We start from the raw sequence: 18269 nt of genomic DNA on the forward strand, positions 1-18269 counted from the left end.
TAACTTTAATTAAATATCAATGGTTTAATAAAAATCCAGATATGGACAGTGTCAAAAAGACATGGTAAATTGATGTGTCTATTTGACTTTTTGGTGTCTTTTTAAGTTACCAGTTTCTGAAGCCGCAAGTGTCGATATGGAATCGAACGCCGGCGTACAAGCCTAACCCTACGTTATTCTTCTGCCCGTATTCAGCGTGAATTTTTTTGAGTTTAACGTGCAAATCTGCTCGAGAAATACCGTTGGCTGGGACAAGATCTAAGGCGCAGAACTCTAAGTGTTTACTTTGCAGGGCACCGCCAGCTTGTTGATTGTAGAGTTTTGAACGTTCACCAGAAACAGGAATAACCACACCGATTTCAGGCTCGATGTATTCTTGAATGTACTTCAAGGTGTTGATCATGTTGGGTACATGTTTTTTGTTGGGGAGGGTAAACAAGGTGGTGTTACTCATTGCCCAGTCTGTTCCTTGCAACAACACCAGATGTAAAGGCATGCTTTGTGTGATTCCCGCATCTTTGAGCTGTTGTCCGATCTCTCTTACTTGGTCTTCTGCGTGATTTAGAAGCATCCAGCCACGAAATGCCGAGCGAGTCGGTACCTTGTAGCCATGAACATCCACCACGAGATCCTCGTAGGTGATTTCAGTCTCTTCGGTATACAGCCTTTCAAATTCTTCTGGGTAGGGTTGAGTCGTTGATAGCGCTAAGGTAATCAGGATGCTTGAGTACATAAGGTGGCTCCATTACTTACGTTGGCTTTGCTAGTAATATTTGAATCAGTAAATACGTAAGCTTAAGTATAGACACTGGAATTTATGTACAAAAAAACCCACTATAAAGAGTGGGTTACTAACATTATTACAAGTTAATCAGCGAGGTTAGATTACTTCTTACCTTGCGTTTGCTTGTCTTCTTCTGTTAGTTCACGAATGCGGCGGCTGATGTCACGGCGAGCTTTAGAAATCTCTGCGCTCTTGATGATGTGGTCATCAACACGGTCTTCGTAGTCAGCTTTCATATTCTTGATAATGCCTAGGATCTCGTCGTGAGTCATCTCTGGCTTGATGTAATCAAGTAGGTTATCAAGAAGGTCAACACGCTTGCGGTTGTCACGAACTTTCTTTTCGTTGTCTAAAAGTTCACGCTTAAGTTTGTTCTTACGTCGTGCTTGGTTAACAATTTCAAATACGCTGCTCATAGATTCCTTTTCCTATTCGTCAAATACGTTGTCTGCTTCTGATTAAAGCACATCAATTGATGATGTAACAGTCTTTAGATCAAAGCAAAAGTAAGGTTGTTTAATTATTCGTCACTCTCGCTGATGTGTGATTGTTTTTATCTTACCGTTCAAGTTAGTATCCCATGTAGATACTGCATTGATACGAAATATGAAATGAATCAACAACAATTGGAAAACGAAGAATTGGACGACAATGTCACTGAATCTTCAGCAGAACAAAACAAGCTTCGTGATGCGTATGTACAAGAGCGTACTTATTTGGAAGTCGTGGAAATAGAGCTAAACCGTTCTAAGATCATAATGATTGATGAACAGGGCAGAAAGAAACGAGTACCAATTTTGTCTGAACACTAGTTACTGCATTGTTAGGTGTTGAGATGGAATTATCAAAATAATAAAAAGGAAAAACGATGAACACAGTACTTTCCCCAATTGAAGCGAGAATTATCGGTTGTTTGATCGAGAAAGAAGTCACTACTCCCGATCATTACCCACTGACACTGAACAGTTTAACCACGGCATGCAATCAAAAGAGTAACCGTGAACCTGTTCTCTCTCTTTCTGAGTCAGATGTTTTAGATGCAGTTGATGGTTTAATCGGACGTCGCATGGTGAGTGATGAGAGCAGCTTCAATAGCCGTGTTAATAAGTATCAGCATCGTTTCTGCAACACTGAGTTCGGCGATCTGCAATTTACAGAGCAAGAGCGTGCAATCATCTGCTGTATGTTACTGCGCGGTGCGCAAACACCCGGTGAACTTCGTACTCGAACGGGTCGCCTTGCAAACTTTAGTGATGTGAAAGAAGTAGAAGCAACATTAGACAAACTCGCTGCAAGAGAAGCAGGTGCCTTGGTTGTGAAGCTGCCACGCGAAGCGGGTAAACGTGAATCACGCTACCAGCATTTGTTGAGCGGTGAAGTGGACGTTGAAGCGTTTGCGATGGCATCAGTAAGCGCGGCTGCCCCCTCTGCAACGAGTGAAAAGTTTGAAGAGCTTGAGTCTGAAGTTGCAAGCCTACGAGCAGAAGTGGCAGAGCTTAAGGCTCTGGTTGAATCACTGCTTTAAATGTCAGATGCTGATAAAAATGCGGATTGGGTCGTGTACTTGATCCGCAATCGTCACAATGCCCTTTATTGTGGCGTGACGAACAATCTAGAACGTCGATTTGAACAACATCAAACCGGTAAAGGCGCCAAAGCTTTAAAAGGTAAAGGCCCACTTAAGCTGGTTTGGAGCTTTGGTGTTGGCTCAAAAAGTGAGGCGTTGAAAACCGAATACGCGATCAAGCAGTTGCCCAAATCCCGCAAAGAAAAACTGGTATCACTCAAACTGATTATTGAGTGGCAAAAAGACAAAATTCAATATATCGAAGTCTCATAATTCATAGCTAAAATGTTTGTTATTGATTAAATCTTAATAGTGTAAGGAGCTATATCGGCTCTAGCTAAGCTTATGAATTTAAATGGTAATTACTCTTACCGTGAATGGGCTGAAATCATAATTTAACTCGTTGTTCTTAATCTCCATTCCAAATTAACATATTGCTCATTTAGAATGTCGTTCTAATTAGTGTTAGACGCTATCATTTATCATCGTTGTCCTACATAATATCCATTAGCCATACAAAGAGATGGTGTCATGCTAGGTTAAAAAATGAGCCAAAGTAGCTCATATAAAACGAGAAAAATATGAAACGTTTACTGATGTTGTTTGGACTTGCCGTATTTTCTGCGTCCGCTCTTTCCCATGGTACTCATGTCCTCAATAGGTACTGGGAATACCAAGATTATCTTTCCACTTTTCCAGAACAAAGAGCATTGACCGATAAAATGGTCGAGGCTGTACAAAATCACCCTGTGCCACTGAGAAGAATCCAAGACGAACCAATTACGATTTCCGTGGTGTATCCGGGCCAACAGATCTCGGATTACTGGGTTCGTAATATTCAAGCTTTTGAGAAGCGTCTCGATAGGCTGAAGATCCGCTACCAAATAAATCAAGTATTTACCCGTATTAATGCCGATCTCGCGCAGCAGAGTATTTCGTTGCAAGAAGCGATTGAAAACAAGACGGATTATTTGATTTTCACGCTAGATACCACGCGCCACCGCAAGTTTATCGAGCACGTGTTGACCTCTACAGACACCAAACTGATTCTTCAAAATATCACGACGCCAGTGCGAGCTTGGGCAGATAGACAGCCATTTATGTATGTGGGTTTTGACCATGCGACAGGCAGCTTAAAACTGGCGGACTATTTTAAACAAGTAAGTCCGCCAGACAGTAAGTATTCTGTTTTGTATTATTCACAAGGCTATATCAGTGATGCGCGTGGAGATACTTTTATCCATGAAGTGAATACGGTTACCAACTTTACCCTTAAGTCTTCGTTTTACACAAAATCAAACAAAGACAGTGGCTACCAAGCGGCTAAAATCAGCATAGAGAACGATAAGGATCTAGACTTTATCTATGCATGTTCAACGGATGTCGCTCTCGGTGCAATGGAAGCGATTCGTGAATCGGGCCAAGACATCTTAGTGAATGGTTGGGGAGGCGGCTCTGCTGAACTTGAAGCCATTGCAAGGGGCGACCTAGATGTTACTGTCATGCGTATGAACGACGATACAGGCATTGCAATGGCAGAGGCGATCAAGTGGGATCTAGCCGGTTTGGAAGTGCCTACCGTTTACTCTGGTGAATTTGAAATTGTCACCAAGGAAGATTCCCCAGAACGTATTTCAGAACTTAAACAGCGAGCATTTAGGTACTCAGGTCACTAATGAAGAAAAGTTACGCCAGTACACCTAGAAACACTTTAGCTAGACTCATTACGCGTATCGTTATTTTGGTGATAGGCGTGATGGCACTTGGCGTGCTTATTCATAATTATGAAACCAGCAGTAATATCGTACAGCAAGAGACGAATCGAACGGTACAGCAAACCTCAAGCCTGATCCAAAACATGTTTGATTATCGTTTGTCGGTGCTGCAAATCCATCAAGACAGTAGCTCACACAGTGAAACTCTCAGAGAGTACTTTGATACGGGTAATGACGAGACTCTGAGCTACTTTTTCTTTGGTGTTGACCAACGTGAACCGGATCATGCACCAGATTTACGCTTTGTCTCAACCCACGATGGTTTGGCTTGGGAAGACGGCAACAGTCAATTTTATGGTTTGGATGAGTCCAACTTAAAGCATATTTCTGATGAGGTTTCGTTCAGTAGTAATTGGCATTTTATTAAACTGAGGACAGATATAGGTAAGCGTCACTTGTTGGCTCGCCGTACCCCTATTGTTGATAACGCTACTGGGGAAGTCCTTGGTCAACTCTATATCGCCATTGTGCTTGACAACAACTTCTCTTTGGCTGAGTCAATCCAACAGGGCAGTAATAGCGAAAATATCGTGATTGAAGCGCACGGTACACCGGTGACATCGACATTCAGTGGTGATGAAAGCTACACCATTACTGACATCCTCAATTACCAAATGTACGAACAGTTGCCGCGTCATTTCGTTACCATCGCAACCATTAAGATTAATGCTGTTGAAACTCCTTTAATCATTCGAGCTGTTCAAAAAAATAATAATTTCATTGCGTTAGAAGAGAATTATCAGCGTGCGATCATCGTGGTGATTGTGGTGATCATATTGATGTCTTTTTTTGCTCGAACTTGGATTCAAAAGAGAGTCTCAGCCGAGCTTGATAAGCTAATGGACTTTACTCGTTCGGCAAGTGCTAGCGAAAAGTACAACAAGTTCGATGGCTCTAACATTTTCGAATTTCATCATATTGGTTGTACTCTTGAAGACACCTTTGAGCGCTTATCTGAACAGAATCAAAAATTCCAAGATCTCTTTAACTTTGCTCATTCGCCTATCTTAGTTTGGTCTGAAAAAGGCGATTTGATTCAGATGAACCCCGCCGCTCGCATGGCGTTGTTCGATGCTGATGACAATTATGGTCCAATTGCCCAAGAGTTTGAGCAGCGAATGCTGCCTAATATTCAAATGGTGGTTCAGGGTTCTAAACTGACGGGTATTAACGTACCCATTGGTGAAAAGGTGTTTCGTTGGAACATGTCTGCTATTCGCGTGGAACACGGCATCACAGGAGTGGTGGTACAAGGGCAAGATATTACTAAGCTAATCGAGGCGGAAAGACAGGCTGATCGAGCAAGAGAAGAAGCTGAGCATCTTGCGAATGTGCGAGCAGACTTCTTAGCTAAGATGAGTCATGAGATTCGCACGCCGCTCAACGGTATTCTCGGTGTGTCTCAGCTGCTCAAGCGCTCTATGCACAATGAAGATAATCGCGAGCAGGTGGATGTACTGTGTAATAGTGCGGAACATTTACTGGCGGTACTTAACGATATCTTGGACTTCTCAAAGATTGAGCAAGGGCAGTTTAATATTCAAAAGAAAGACTTCCGTTTAGGAGAGTTAGTTAATACCTTAGACAGCATCTATCGACCGCTGTGTGAAGATAAATCCGTCGAATTTACCATTGTGAATCACTTGGTTGATGACATTGAAATCAATACCGACCAAGTACGCCTCAATCAGATCATGTTTAATCTGTTGAGTAATGCTTTTAAATTCACTCATCAAGGCGGTATCTCCGTCAGCTTTGAGCTCGAGAGTATCTTTAACTCCGATCACGCCAGCTTGATCGTTCGAGTGAAAGATTCTGGCATTGGTATTGATGAAAGCAAAATTGATGCTGTTTTTGAACCCTTTGTTCAAGCCGAAGAGACCACCACTCGTGAATATGGTGGCACTGGTTTAGGACTTACAATTGTAAAAAATCTGGTCGATATGCTGGAAGGGGACATTCAAGTCCGCAGCGTGATAGGTCAAGGCTCAGAGTTCACGATAGAAATTCCTGTAGTCGTACACGCCAAGCCGCTATTAGTCGATGCTAAGCAACAAGCTGAGGTTGAGCCAGAGGCGTTGTTTAGTCGACCTTTGAATGTGTTGCTGGTGGAAGACAATCACACCAACGCCTTTATTGCTCAGGCTTTCTGTAAGAAATATGGCATGGTCGTCACCTGGGTAAAAGATGGCTTAGAAGCGATTGAGATGGCTAAGACGATTACCTATGACTTGATCTTGATGGATAACCAACTCCCTAATCTCGGTGGTGTTGAAACCACTCAGCAGCTAAGAGGTGAGATTGGTGTGTCAGCCCCTATTTATGCGTGTACCGCTGATGCTCAAGAGTCAACTAGAGACAGCTTTATGGCCGCAGGGGCGAATTACGTAATTGTAAAGCCGATTAAAGAAGAGTCGCTCCACCAAGCGTTTGTTCATTTCAAAAACTCATACTGGAATGACACAGAGCACTAGGCTTTAACTTAGTGCTCTTTAATGGAGTCTGTTGAAGAGAAGTAACTAATTTTCTGCCTTTATATCGAGCCAGCGACAAAGGCTTGTTCCAATAGCAGCGTTTTCAACTCATCACTCATATCTAGGTGTTCAGGGAATTGGATACCTAGCAGCCAGCCTTGTCTTTGCCTTTTCTTACTTACCACCTTGTAGACAAGATCGTCATCTAAGTACTCATTTAAGTCAGAATTAACTTTTATCTTCCAGCCGACATCAATATCTGATTGCTGGGTAAGATAGATACCGCACCCTGACGCTGAAAAGTCGACTAGTGTGGCATCCAGCGACAAGGTATCAAAAGTGACTTCACAGCTGAGACGTACTTTATACCTTTCGTGTTCACGAATAGGCTTGGTTGCAAAGTTTGAGGGTGGGCGAAGGAAGATTAGATGTGCTGGAGAGGTGATATGAGCCAGTACATTGGTTTTGAACGCGACAATGTGCCCAAGTTCGGTGTCGGTAATCGCACGAACAATAATATCAACGTTTGTGAGCTTTCTCAGCGTCAGTGCTTCTGTCGCTTTTTGCGTAAGCTCTAGGATGAGGTACTGATCTTCTTTGTGTCCGATATAAAGTGTACTGATCTGGATTGAGTCGTCTGGGCCAAATTCCAATACACCTGCTGTTTTTGTACCTGGCTTTAGGTATCTGAACAGTTCTAAGTTTTTATCTTTATGCATATTCGTTACTGAACAATGTTAATCGTTTGATAAAATAATATAACGCCCTGATAAAACTATGTCATTAGTTTCATTGAAGTAATTAGCAGCGTACAACAAAAAAGTGAATCGCTATCTCAAGTAAACAACGGCTTACTCTTGTCGTAAAACAAGATACACTGCTGACAGATATATACTTGATGGAGAAATAGTAAATGGAACTGGAAACCTTATTGAATACTCTGGCTGAAACCCCAGAGGCCGTGCAATTTGAAGATACAATGCAAGTGATCGAAGCTCACTATGATTTTTCTGAGCGCGAATTTCGCAATGGTGAGGTAGTGAACGCTGCAGGGCAGAATAATGGTTCGTGTAAGATTTTTGCTTTTGGTTTAGAGCAAGGCCTATCAGCAGAGCAAACACTTGCTTGTTTTGGTCAATTTTATCGTAACGACGTGCTAGGTTTTCCTGAGAACAGCGACCATCAAAATATTCGTAACTTTATGGTTCATGGCTGGAATGGTATCCAGTTTTCTCAGCCTGCGCTGGTTGCAAAAGTGAAGTAGACACTAACCAGGTAACGATTAGGTCGAAATTTAATCTCAGTATTTTGAAGCGAGAAAACAACCTCTCGCTTTTTTTGTCTATGTTGAACTGGCTAGTAACTTGCTATCCAGTAACTTACTAAATGGGCTCTAAACTACTGAACGGGCAGGGCAGACAAGCACTTACGACACATACAAACTCCAGCCTTTGGAATATCGCTAGTATCTCGTTTTTCTAACTCAAAACACCAACACGTCTCTTTGCCCGCACTGATATCGCATTGAGCTGGCTCATTACACTGTGGACATTGGTGAGTCGAACTCGCGCCACTAAGATTATCCATAACCGACGTTTGCTCTTCTTCAGATAAGACTTTCCAACCTATAATTTCATCCATTGTTCGAAAGCAGCCACTACACATTCCGCCATTATTTTTACAAGCCGCTCGGCAAGGTGTTTTCATTTCTCTAACCTGTGATTCATTTGGGCTGAAATGTAGCATATTTGTTTCTTCTTGAAGAGCCGTTAAGCTAAGAAATTACTCAGTTAAATTTAGAAATGACCTCGTAATTTTTAGGCTTTTCATGTAGCATCTCGCCCCTTTTATTGAGTGGGGGGATATTATGTTTATTGGATTTGATTATGGAACAGCGAACTGTTCTGTCGCGGCGATGGTTAATGGAGAGCCAAGCCTGTTACCGCTAGAAGGTAACAACCACTATATTCCCTCAACCGTGTTTGCGCCTACTCGTGAGAGTGTTTCTGAACATCTATTCCGCCACTTGAATATCAAGCCGAGTGATGCGATCGGTGAGCAAGTACTACGACGTGCGATTGCGCTGAACAGAGAAGAGAGTATCGACTTAGTGCCAGAAGACATGGCATTTGGTCAGGCTGCGTTGGACTTATATTTAGAAGACCCTCGCGATGTTTATTATGTTAAGTCCCCTAAATCTTTCCTTGGCGCGAGTGGACTGCATGATGTGCAGGTGAGCTTTTTCGAAGATTTAGTGTGCGCCATGATGGCAAATATCAAGAATCAAGCCGAACTCACGACTCAAGAGCAGATCAAGCAAGCTGTTATCGGCCGACCAATTAACTTCCACGGTCGAGGTGGTGAAGAGGCGAACAGACAAGCTGAAGACATACTGTCTCGCGCAGCTAAGCGTGCCGGTTTCCTTGATATCGCTTTTCAATTTGAGCCCGTAGCCGCAGGCCTTGATTACGAAAGCACATTAACTGAAAACCAAACAGTATTGGTTGTTGATATTGGCGGTGGTACCACCGATTGCTCATTATTAGAAATGGGACCAACGTGGTCTGGTAAAGCGGATCGTACCCAGAGCTTGTTGGCACACAGTGGGCAAAGGGTAGGGGGGAATGACCTCGATATCTATCTTGCATTCAAACAACTGATGTCACCTTTTGGTATGGGCAGCAAAGGCATTTCGGGTATTGATATGCCACTGACTCAATTCTGGAACCCAATTGCGATTAATAATGTTGAAGCTCAAAAGAACTTCTATTCAAGAGAAAACCTAGCGGCATTAAAATTACTTCGTAAAGAAGCGTCAGAGCCTCAAAAGCTAGAACGTTTGATGAAGGTTTATCACGACACTTTGGGTTACGGTATTGTGCGTAGAGCGGAAGAGGCCAAGATTGCGCTGGCAGAATCCCCTCAATATCGTGCTGCGATTAATGTTGCCTCTGAACTGGTCGAGGTAGATATCTCAGTCGAACAGATGGTTGAAGCGATTGAAACACCAAAGTCTAAGATGATTGAGTTGGTTAAAGAAGCGATTCAACAAGGCCAGAAAAAGCCAGACGTAATCTACATGACGGGTGGTTCCGCTCGTTCACCGATACTTCGTGAAGCCGTACAACAAGCTGTGCCGAATGTACCGATTGTGAGTGGTAATTACTTCGGTTCAGTAACTGCAGGTTTAGCTCGTTGGGCTGAGGTTTGCTTCAAATAAGAGTTCAATGATGAGTTATGAAGGGCAACCAGTCGCTGATTGGTTGCCCTTTTTTTGTTTTTCTCTAATAAACTTTCTATTGAACGATTTTTCCTAGCTCATATTGGGATTTGTTTCACAAAGCTAAATATTTCAGCTGAGCTCTACGTGTTACAAAATGTTTCAAAGGCAAAGGCGAGCCTCTCGATGGTCTGATGAGTTACCTTGGGTTTAGATTTTTAATGCTTTTTTAGTGATTATAAAATCAAAAATAATCAAAGTATTTATCTCAAAGAATGAAAGGAGATCCCAGAAATCGTCGTGTTAATCAACTGTTTTAAAAGGTATTTTTGTTTTTTATAGTGCGATTTTTTTTATTTTATATATTTTAATGCAACTTTCTTGTCATTCGTATATTAGGGTTTGCCTACTTGTTAAATGCAGGTAACAACTTCTCCGTAAGCACGAGGTTGTTAGTGAATAACTCACCCAGTTACATAATGGACATGACAAATGAATAAGAAACTTTTAGCGCTAGCAATTTCTGGTGCAGTATTTGGTACACAGGCAGTTGCAGTAGAACTTTACAACGAAGACGGCACAACATTCTCAGTTGGCGGTCACGTTTCAGTAAACCTAAACGGTTCTGAGAACGGCGATACAGATGTAGGTGCTAACTCACCACGTATCAACTTTAACGCTACTCAAGAATTGGGTAACGGCTTTACTGCTGACGCTAAAGGCGAATGGGCACTTAACTACCTTGAAGGTGGTGAAGAGACGTTTACAACTCGTCTAGGTTACGTTGGTGTTACTCACGACGACTTTGGCCGTGCAGTAGTGGGCACTCAATGGGCTCCTTACTACGATGTAGCGGGCGTTGCGGATATGCCAATCGCATTCGCGAACGACTTCATCTACGACAACCACGGTGCTCTTGGTACTGGCCGTGCGGACAAAATGGTTTCTTACCGCAATGGTTTTGAACTAGGTGAAGCGGGTAAAGTTACTATTGGCCTGGGTTGGCAAGGTACGCAAACTGTTTCTGACATCTACACCGCAACTATCAGCGATGGAACAGGTCTGACTGATGAATCTTACACTGTTGGTTTCAACACTGAGGTGAAAGACCGCACTCAAGTAACCCTAGGTTACGAGATCATGGGTGCTAAGCTTGGTTACGGTTACAACACTGGTGACATCAAGATTTCTGGTAATACTGAAACAGCATCATCTCACGTATTCTCTGCTGCATACGGCTCTTACGGTCAAGGTCTTTACCTAGCAGGTGTATACGCTTCTAACGAGTACATGAACTCTACTTCAGGTAGTGGTACTTTTGATGGTGCTAATGCTACGCTAACTGGCCTTCTTGCTGAAAGTGACGCATATGAGCTACTAGCAGCCTACGCACTAGACAACAGCCTAAACTTTATCATCAACTACGAGATGGTTGAAGGCCGTGTAATTAAAGGCGATTCAAAAGAAACAGCTCGTGAAGAACTAGCTCTTCAAACTGAATACAACTTCACTCCTAAGTTCGTTGGTTACGCTGGTTACCAGTTCGACCTAAATGACGACAACGGTCGTAACACTGATGATAAGTGGACTATCGGTGGTCGTTACTACCTATAAGTCGCAGACTGATTTAGCATAGTGTTTACTCCTTAGGTTTACCTTTTAGGATACTGTCCTAGACACCATGCTAAGCCCTCTCAAACCTATTGGTTGGAGAGGGCTTTTTTCGTTTTGAACTTCTGTTTTGAATGGCCATTTCTTAATGCAGCGATCTCCTTACAAAAACTTCCCAATGAGCGAATTGAGCTAAAGATCAGAATTTGGAGATCAGTAGTCAGCTTGTCGAAGATTCTCTCTTTGTGATGAGGTAAACTCTGCATTCCAAAAATAGTTCAGGGATAAACTATGAGCAGCGTTGTAGATCAGGAACAGTTAATGAATTCGAAACGAACAGCGACACCGACGAAAGTGCTGTGTGTTGGGCGTAACTATGTCGATCATATCGAAGAGCTTAACAACGCGATCCCAGATGCTATGGTGGTGTTCAACAAGCCGTCTACTAGCGTAACTTCTTCTCTCTCTTCTTTTCATCAAGAAGCCCTACACTATGAAGCTGAAATCTGTTTCATCGTTGAAAACGGTCAATACTCAGCGGTAGGTTTAGGGTTAGACCTGACTAAGCGCGAGTTGCAAAGTAGCTTGAAAGCAAAAGGCTTGCCTTGGGAGCGCGCTAAAGCGTTTGACGGTTCTGCCGTTCTTAGCCGCTTTGTACCCACAACAGATTTGGATCTTGAAGACTTGAATCTAGAGCTGTTTATTAACTGTGTTCGTGTTCAGAAAGGGCACGTTGAGCAGATGCTATATTCCCCGAAAACTATCCTCGAAGAGCTCTCTTCTTACACGACCTTGCTGGATGGCGATGTTGTGATGACAGGCACCCCGAAAGGCGTCGGAGAAGTGCACCAAGGTGATATTTTCCTTGGCCGCCTTAAGTGTGGTGAGACAACATTGATAGAGATAGAGTGGGTCGCGAGTTAATTATTGTTATCTGTTTAGTTAATAATTTGGGCTAATTTTATGATGTTGGTTTTTAATTCGAAATTTTAGCCTTGGTACAACTGATTGCATCTGGAAGGGCGTCAGTAATTGATATAAAATCCGCCTCCATTTTTATCAATGCTGAACCTCATGATCGACTTAACCATTTTACCTGTCTACCTGACTGCCGTTGTTGCACTTCTTCTTTTACCTGGCCCTGATATGTTACTGATTGCGAGTTCAAGCATGAGCTATGGCCGTAAGGTCGGCGTGTTTGCAAGCCTAGGTAATGCGACTTCTGGAATCATTCTGACAGTATTAGCGGCTATGGGTGTATCAGCGTTGATCGCAATGAGCCCAATAGCGCTTAAAGCTCTACATTTGTTAGGCGGCGCGTACTTGTTGAAGATGGGATGGGACTGCCTGCGAACAGAGCAGGGTAACGCGCCTGAGTTAAGCGATAACTTTGCAGCAAAAGCCTACTATCAAAGAGCGCTAATCAGTAACCTGCTTAATCCTAAAGCGTTGGTTTTCTTTGTGATGTTTCTGCCTCAGTTTGTGTCGACGAATATTGAAGCGACTTCGGGCGAGCAAATGTTAGTGCTTGGTTTGCTACTGAATGTCTTAGGTTTAACGTTCAATTTCTTACTAGTAGCGTTGGTCGGTACGATTGGTAAGTCTCTAGTCGAAAATGCTAAGTTTCGCACTTATCAGCAGAAAGTGATGGGCGGTGTATTCATCGTATTGGCGGCTTGGATGTTGTCTTCTTTCTTTACTTCGTAAAGTTCCAAATCGAACATATTATCGCGCGGTGAGCTGACGATAGAAAAATGGACGCTTAGAGCGTCCATTTTTTGGTTTAACCGTTATATGTTGAACATACTAATCGCTAAGAATTCAGCTCTTGCTGGTGTTGTTCGATGAGTTTGTCCATGTACTTCTCACCGCGCAGGCGAGTGTCTTCGTAGATTTCTGTCCCTTCAAATTTTGTCACCGTCTCATAGTAGACCTTAACTTTTGGCTCAGTGCCGGAAGGTCTTACGATAATGCGTGAGCCGTCTTCGAGGTGATAGATGAGTACGTCACTTGCGGGCAGGTTAATCGCCTCAGTATTACCACCAATAACAAAGCGTAAAGACGACTGCAGATCTTCAATCACTGATATAGCGACGCCATTGATTGCTTTAGGTTGTGCAGACCTAAGCTTCGAACCTAACGATGGCGAATCTGGGTCAAGAGCAATGCTTCGCTGCGCGTTGGTGTGAACCCCATGTTCAAATGAAATTTGAGCAAGAAGATCCCAGACAGTTCGACCTTGAGATTTTAACTCCTCAACCAATTGAGCAAACACGACAATAGCAGACAGCCCATCTTTGTCTCGTACTTGAGTACCAATTGTGTAGCCTAATGCTTCTTCATAGGCGAACAAGAAGTCGTTCTGATCATTTTCCAATTGCATGCCAATATTCGCTAACCATTTAAAGCCTGTCAGTGTTTGGAAATAAGTCGCCCCGTGGGATTGAGCTACTTTTTCAAGCAATGTTGAAGATACGATACTGTTACCAACTAATTGGTTTTTGGTATGCGGCTTTGAGAGTAGATAATGAGCGAATAGCACGCCGACTTGGTCACCTGTTAGCATTTTGTATGAGCCATCATCTGTTCTCACTGCAACCGCAAATCGGTCTGCATCTGGATCGTTGGCACAAGCAATGTCGGCATCGACACTTTTTGCTAAGTTAACCACCAGATCCATCGCGCCTTTTTCTTCCGGATTCGGGAAGTTGACGGTCGGGAAGTTACCATCGGGCTCTCTTTGCTCGGCGACGCTGAACACCTTATGGAAACCAGAATCGTGAAGTAGATCCTCGGCCATTTGTGCGCCGACACCATGCATTGCGGTATAGGTGATGGTGGTGTTCGCCGATTCGATCTCGTCACTCACGCATGGGCTCTGATTGATCGCAGCGCGGTACGTTTGATAATAGCCTTCAGTTAACCACACCAACTTACCTTGCGTCTCAGCGTCACTTAGGCTCATTAAAGGGAGCGGCTTGGTCGATGCGATATCGATTTCAGCGGCAATACCCGCATCGTGAGGAGGAATGATTTGAGCGCCATTCTCCCAGTACACTTTGAAACCATTGTATTCCGGTGGGTTGTGGCTGGCCGTCACCACAACGGCAGCTGCGGCGTTGAAGTGCTCAATACCAAAGGCAACGATAGGGGTCGCCGCGACGTTCGAGGTTAGATAAACCTTAATGCCTAAAGCCGTGAGTACGGAAGCGGTATCAATCGCGAACTGCTTTGAATCTAAACGGCCGTCATAACCGACGACCACACCGCGAATGGTCGCATTAGCGACATGTTCGATTAAGTAGTGGCCGAGCCCGGTTGCTGTTTCCTGTATGACTAAACGGTTCATTCGATTTGGGCCGCATCCAACTTTGCCTCTAAGTCCTGCAGTTCCGAACTCTAATCGTTGAGTAAAGCGGTCTTCAAGTTCGTCGTGCATTCCCTCATCGATGAGGTGTTGAAGTTCTTCACGAGTTCTTGGATCTGGGTCTCTCGCTAACCAATTCATTGCATCTTGCATAATCACTAAACCTATTAATGTCTGTATGACTTACCGTTGATTTAATCTAAGTGATATTAATTCTCATTTCCATGAAAGCAATCGTAAACTCGATATAAAATAAATTCCAACGGCAAGAGGGCACGTAGATTAAGCCACTTCAAATAATTGACTGTTTAGTAAGTAAACTTACCTTGAATAATTGGATATCACTAACTAGCCTTTTACATAAATATAACAAAATTTAACAAGTTCGCCGTTTTTGAATCTTTCATGGAAACCTCCAACGCTTTTGAACCGTATTAGTTCTTGGGTTTATATGAGGTCAGTAGCCTGCTCACAGGCTAGTTCCATGTGAGTTGTAGATTGAGATTCAGCCTTTTCATGTGTAGCCGGAATAACAATGAATGTTGTCCAGTTCGCAACGACATTTAGGTCGCAAGTATCCAATTAGGAAGGACAAGGAGAGATCTTTTGAAAAGATTACTGGTTAGGCTAGCGTGGCTTTTGAAGAGTTTTGTTGTGCTTTTAGTATCGCCTTTAGTGCACGCTAGCAGTGATTACAACATGACTCAAGGCGTCACTGAGATCAGTGGTAAGGTGTATGAACTTCATATGCTGATCTTCTACATCTGTTGTGCGATTGCCTTTGTTGTTTTTGGTGTGATGTTTTATTCGATTTTGAGGCACAGGAAATCGAAGGGCGCAGTTGCTGCCCATTTTCACGAAAGCACGAAAGTCGAAATTCTTTGGACCATCATCCCTATCATCATTCTCATCGCTATGGCGATACCCGCCACCAAAACCTTAATAGCGATGGAAGATACCTCCCAATCAGATCTGACCGTTAAAATCACCGGGTCACAATGGAAATGGCATTACAGCTATTTTGGTGAAGACGTCGAGTTTTACAGCCTTCTAGCGACCAGTGACAAAGAGATTGAAGGCCTCGAAGTGAAAGGCGCGCATTACCTGCTAGAAGTTGATAAGCCGCTGGTACTGCCTGTTGACCGTAAAGTCCGTTTCTTGATGACTTCCGATGATGTGATTCACTCATGGTGGGTGCCAGCATTCGCCGTTAAGAAAGATACCATTCCGGGCTTTATTAATGAGGCTTGGACTAAGATAGATGAGCCTGGTGTTTACCGAGGGCAGTGTGCAGAGTTGTGTGGTCGTGCCCATGGTTTCATGCCGATCGTGGTGCATGCCATGGAAGAAGATGAGTTTGACGCATGGCTAGCGGAGCAGAAAGAGTTAGCGATAGCCGAACAACAAGCCGCAAAAGATGCATTAGGTGCGTCACTTTCCTTGGCGGAGTTGAATACCATCGGTGAAGAGGTTTACAAAACTCGATGTGCGGTTTGTCACCAAGCAAACGGTGAGGGCATTCCTGGAGCATTCCCTGCCATCAAAGGAAGTCCTATTGCCCTTGGTGATGTGGATGTTCATATCGACACAATTGTTTATGGCCGTGGCGGTACGGCGATGCAAGCATTCGATAATCAGTTAACCGAGAAAGAGATCGCAGCGGTAGTAACTTATCAACGAAACGCTTGGGGTAATGATACCGGCGATATTGTTCAGGCCTCAGATATCAACGCTTATAAGGCGAAGCAAGAAGGCAGTTCTGAAAGCTCAACGGATGATGCACAAAATGATGCTAAGGATCAGTTATGAGTTCACCAATCAATAAGCCGGTGAAATCGGCTCCAGCAGAAGATCAAGTACTGAGCCATTCTGCGGAAGGCACCTTGGGCAATAATGATTTGCCTGTTGATGATCACGATTCACATGCGGCACCTAAAGGCTGGGCTCGTTGGCTATATTCAACCAATCATAAAGACATTGGTACACTTTATTTGTGGTTCAGCTTTGCAATGTTCTTAACGGGCGGCGCAATGGCGATGGTGATCCGTGCGGAGCTGTTCCAACCGGGTTTGCAACTCGTTGAGCCAGATTTCTTCAATCAGATGACTACAGTCCATGGTTTAATCATGGTATTCGGTGCCGTAATGCCTGCATTTACGGGTTTGGCTAACTGGATGATTCCGATGATGATCGGTGCACCAGATATGGCGCTGCCGAGAATGAACAACCTCAGTTTCTGGATCTTGCCTTTTGCGTTTCTAATCTTAATCGGATCTTTGTTTACAGAGGGTGGCGGCCCGAACTTTGGTTGGACCTTCTACGCGCCACTCTCGACAACTTATGGCCCAGACAGTACCGCGCTATTCGTATTCTCAGTTCATATTATGGGGATCAGTTCGATCATGGGGGCGATTAACGTCATCGTAACCATAGTGAACATGCGCGCTCCGGGTATGACTTGGTTCAAGCTACCGATGTTCGTATGGACATGGTTAATTACCGCTTTCTTGCTGATAGCCGTGATGCCCGTTCTCGCGGGGGCTGTGACTATGGTACTGACTGACAAGTATTTTGGGACTAGCTTCTTTGATGCCGCTGGTGGTGGGGACCCGGTGATGTTCCAGCACATATTCTGGTTCTTTGGGCACCCCGAAGTGTACATCATGATCTTGCCATCTTTTGGTATTGTCTCAGCCATCATCCCTGCATTCAGTGGTAAGCGCCTGTTTGGTTATCACTCGATGGTTTATGCGACCTGTAGTATCGCACTGTTGTCATTTTTGGTTTGGGCACACCACATGTTCACCACGGGTATGCCAGTATTTGCCGAACTGTTCTTCATGTATTGCACCATGTTGATAGCGGTGCCGACCGGTGTGAAAGTCTTCAACTGGGTGGCGACCATGTGGCGCGGTGCTTTGACCTTTGAAACACCAATGCTGTTTGCGATTGCCTTCATTGTTTTGTTTACGATTGGCGGGTTATCTGGATTGATGCTCGCTATCGTGCCAGCTGATTTCCAATACCACGATACTTATTTTGTTGTGGCTCACTTCCATTATGTTCTGGTAACCGGTGCCGTGTTCTCGATTATGGCTGCTGCCTATTATTGGCTGCCTAAGTGGACCGGACATATGTACGACCACAAGCTCAGCCTGTGGCATTTCTGGACGTCGGTGATTTCAGTTAATGTACTGTTTTTCCCGATGCACTTTTTAGGGTTAGCGGGTATGCCGCGTCGTATTCCTGATTATGCGATTCAGTTTGCTGACGTTAACCAAGTCGTGTCGATTGGTGGTTTTGCGTTTGGGTTGTCTCAGCTAATTTTCTTATGGCTAGCGATTAAGTGCGTAAGAGGGGGAGAGCCTGCGCCAAGTAAGCCTTGGGATAGAGCTGAAGGTCTTGAATGGACAGTACCAAGCCCTGCGCCTCACCACACCTTTACCCATCCGCCGAAAGTGGATTAGAGGG

17 protein-coding genes are annotated in these 18269 nt (G+C 43.9%); 12 read left to right on the plus strand and 5 right to left on the minus strand.

What is annotated here, in order from left to right; translation table 11 throughout:
• Positions 1-106: 106 nt before the first annotated feature.
• A complete protein-coding gene (locus AB4482_RS21255; protein WP_048659066.1) occupies positions 107-733 on the minus strand; it encodes a D-Ala-D-Ala carboxypeptidase family metallohydrolase in 627 nt (208 codons plus the stop codon).
• 152 nt (positions 734-885) lie between these two features.
• A complete protein-coding gene (locus AB4482_RS21260; RefSeq protein WP_004730049.1) occupies positions 886-1200 on the minus strand; it encodes a DUF496 family protein in 315 nt (104 codons plus the stop codon).
• 195 nt (positions 1201-1395) lie between these two features.
• Between AB4482_RS21260 and AB4482_RS21265 the strand changes: the two genes are divergently transcribed.
• The 5 genes from AB4482_RS21265 to luxQ all read left to right on the plus strand — a co-directional run bounded on the left by AB4482_RS21265 (position 1396) and on the right by luxQ (position 6600).
• Entirely contained in the window at positions 1396-1596 is a 201-nt protein-coding gene (locus tag AB4482_RS21265) for a hypothetical protein (RefSeq protein ID WP_017068647.1), read from the plus strand.
• A gap of 56 nt (positions 1597-1652) precedes the next feature.
• Positions 1653-2309 (plus strand): YceH family protein, encoded by a 657-nt coding sequence (locus AB4482_RS21270; RefSeq protein ID WP_017061769.1) that lies wholly within the window; start codon positions 1653-1655, stop codon positions 2307-2309.
• Entirely contained in the window at positions 2310-2624 is a 315-nt protein-coding gene (locus AB4482_RS21275) for a GIY-YIG nuclease family protein (protein WP_017061768.1), read from the plus strand. It begins immediately after the preceding gene.
• A 308-nt stretch (positions 2625-2932) separates the two neighbouring features.
• Positions 2933-4027 (plus strand): autoinducer 2-binding periplasmic protein LuxP, encoded by a 1095-nt coding sequence (locus AB4482_RS21280; protein WP_029235787.1) that lies wholly within the window; start codon positions 2933-2935, stop codon positions 4025-4027.
• A complete protein-coding gene (gene luxQ, locus AB4482_RS21285; RefSeq protein WP_137001353.1) occupies positions 4027-6600 on the plus strand; it encodes a quorum-sensing autoinducer 2 sensor kinase/phosphatase LuxQ in 2574 nt (857 codons plus the stop codon). The genes AB4482_RS21280 and luxQ overlap by 1 nt, the downstream gene beginning before the upstream one ends.
• Before the next feature lie 59 nt (positions 6601-6659).
• Here the strand turns inward: luxQ and AB4482_RS21290 are convergent, their stop codons facing one another.
• Positions 6660-7319, minus strand: a complete 660-nt coding sequence (locus AB4482_RS21290; RefSeq protein WP_017066093.1) for a PilZ domain-containing protein — start codon at positions 7317-7319, stop codon at positions 6660-6662.
• Positions 7320-7513: 194 nt separating this feature from the next.
• Here AB4482_RS21290 and AB4482_RS21295 point away from each other — a divergent pair, with 194 nt between their 5' ends.
• Positions 7514-7864, plus strand: a complete 351-nt coding sequence (locus AB4482_RS21295) for a HopJ type III effector protein (protein ID WP_017061764.1) — start codon at positions 7514-7516, stop codon at positions 7862-7864.
• 134 nt (positions 7865-7998) lie between these two features.
• Here the strand turns inward: AB4482_RS21295 and AB4482_RS21300 are convergent, their stop codons facing one another.
• Positions 7999-8307 (minus strand): DUF1289 domain-containing protein, encoded by a 309-nt coding sequence (locus AB4482_RS21300; RefSeq protein ID WP_372181606.1) that lies wholly within the window; start codon positions 8305-8307, stop codon positions 7999-8001.
• Between the two features lie 160 nt (positions 8308-8467).
• Here AB4482_RS21300 and yegD point away from each other — a divergent pair, with 160 nt between their 5' ends.
• The 4 genes from yegD to AB4482_RS21320 all read left to right on the plus strand — a co-directional run bounded on the left by yegD (position 8468) and on the right by AB4482_RS21320 (position 13138).
• Positions 8468-9820: a molecular chaperone gene (gene yegD / locus AB4482_RS21305; protein ID WP_017064846.1), complete on the plus strand. Its 1353-nt coding sequence runs from the start codon at positions 8468-8470 to the stop codon at positions 9818-9820.
• Between the two features lie 492 nt (positions 9821-10312).
• Complete coding sequence (locus AB4482_RS21310; protein ID WP_372181608.1) at positions 10313-11434, plus strand: porin; 1122 nt, start codon at positions 10313-10315, stop codon at positions 11432-11434.
• Positions 11435-11722: 288 nt separating this feature from the next.
• On the plus strand, positions 11723-12355 hold the full coding sequence (locus AB4482_RS21315) for a fumarylacetoacetate hydrolase family protein (protein WP_372181609.1): 633 nt from the start codon (positions 11723-11725) through the stop codon (positions 12353-12355).
• Positions 12356-12505: 150 nt separating this feature from the next.
• Positions 12506-13138, plus strand: a complete 633-nt coding sequence (locus AB4482_RS21320; protein ID WP_372181611.1) for a LysE family translocator — start codon at positions 12506-12508, stop codon at positions 13136-13138.
• Between the two features lie 106 nt (positions 13139-13244).
• Here AB4482_RS21320 and AB4482_RS21325 read toward each other — a convergent pair whose 3' ends face one another.
• Entirely contained in the window at positions 13245-14951 is a 1707-nt protein-coding gene (locus tag AB4482_RS21325) for a phospho-sugar mutase (RefSeq protein WP_372181612.1), read from the minus strand.
• 453 nt (positions 14952-15404) lie between these two features.
• Between AB4482_RS21325 and coxB the strand changes: the two genes are divergently transcribed.
• Together coxB and ctaD are read left to right on the plus strand one after the other, a co-directional pair.
• On the plus strand, positions 15405-16607 hold the full coding sequence (coxB, locus tag AB4482_RS21330; RefSeq protein ID WP_017064841.1) for a cytochrome c oxidase subunit II: 1203 nt from the start codon (positions 15405-15407) through the stop codon (positions 16605-16607).
• The gene (gene ctaD, locus AB4482_RS21335) at positions 16604-18265 is read left to right on the plus strand and encodes a cytochrome c oxidase subunit I (RefSeq protein ID WP_372181614.1); all 1662 of its coding nucleotides are present in this window, start codon (positions 16604-16606) and stop codon (positions 18263-18265) included. The genes coxB and ctaD overlap by 4 nt, the downstream gene beginning before the upstream one ends.
• Positions 18266-18269: the final 4 nt, after the last annotated feature.

The organism is Vibrio sp. 10N.222.55.C7 (genome assembly GCF_041473335.1).
GTDB lineage: Bacteria > Pseudomonadota > Gammaproteobacteria > Enterobacterales > Vibrionaceae > Vibrio > Vibrio crassostreae_C.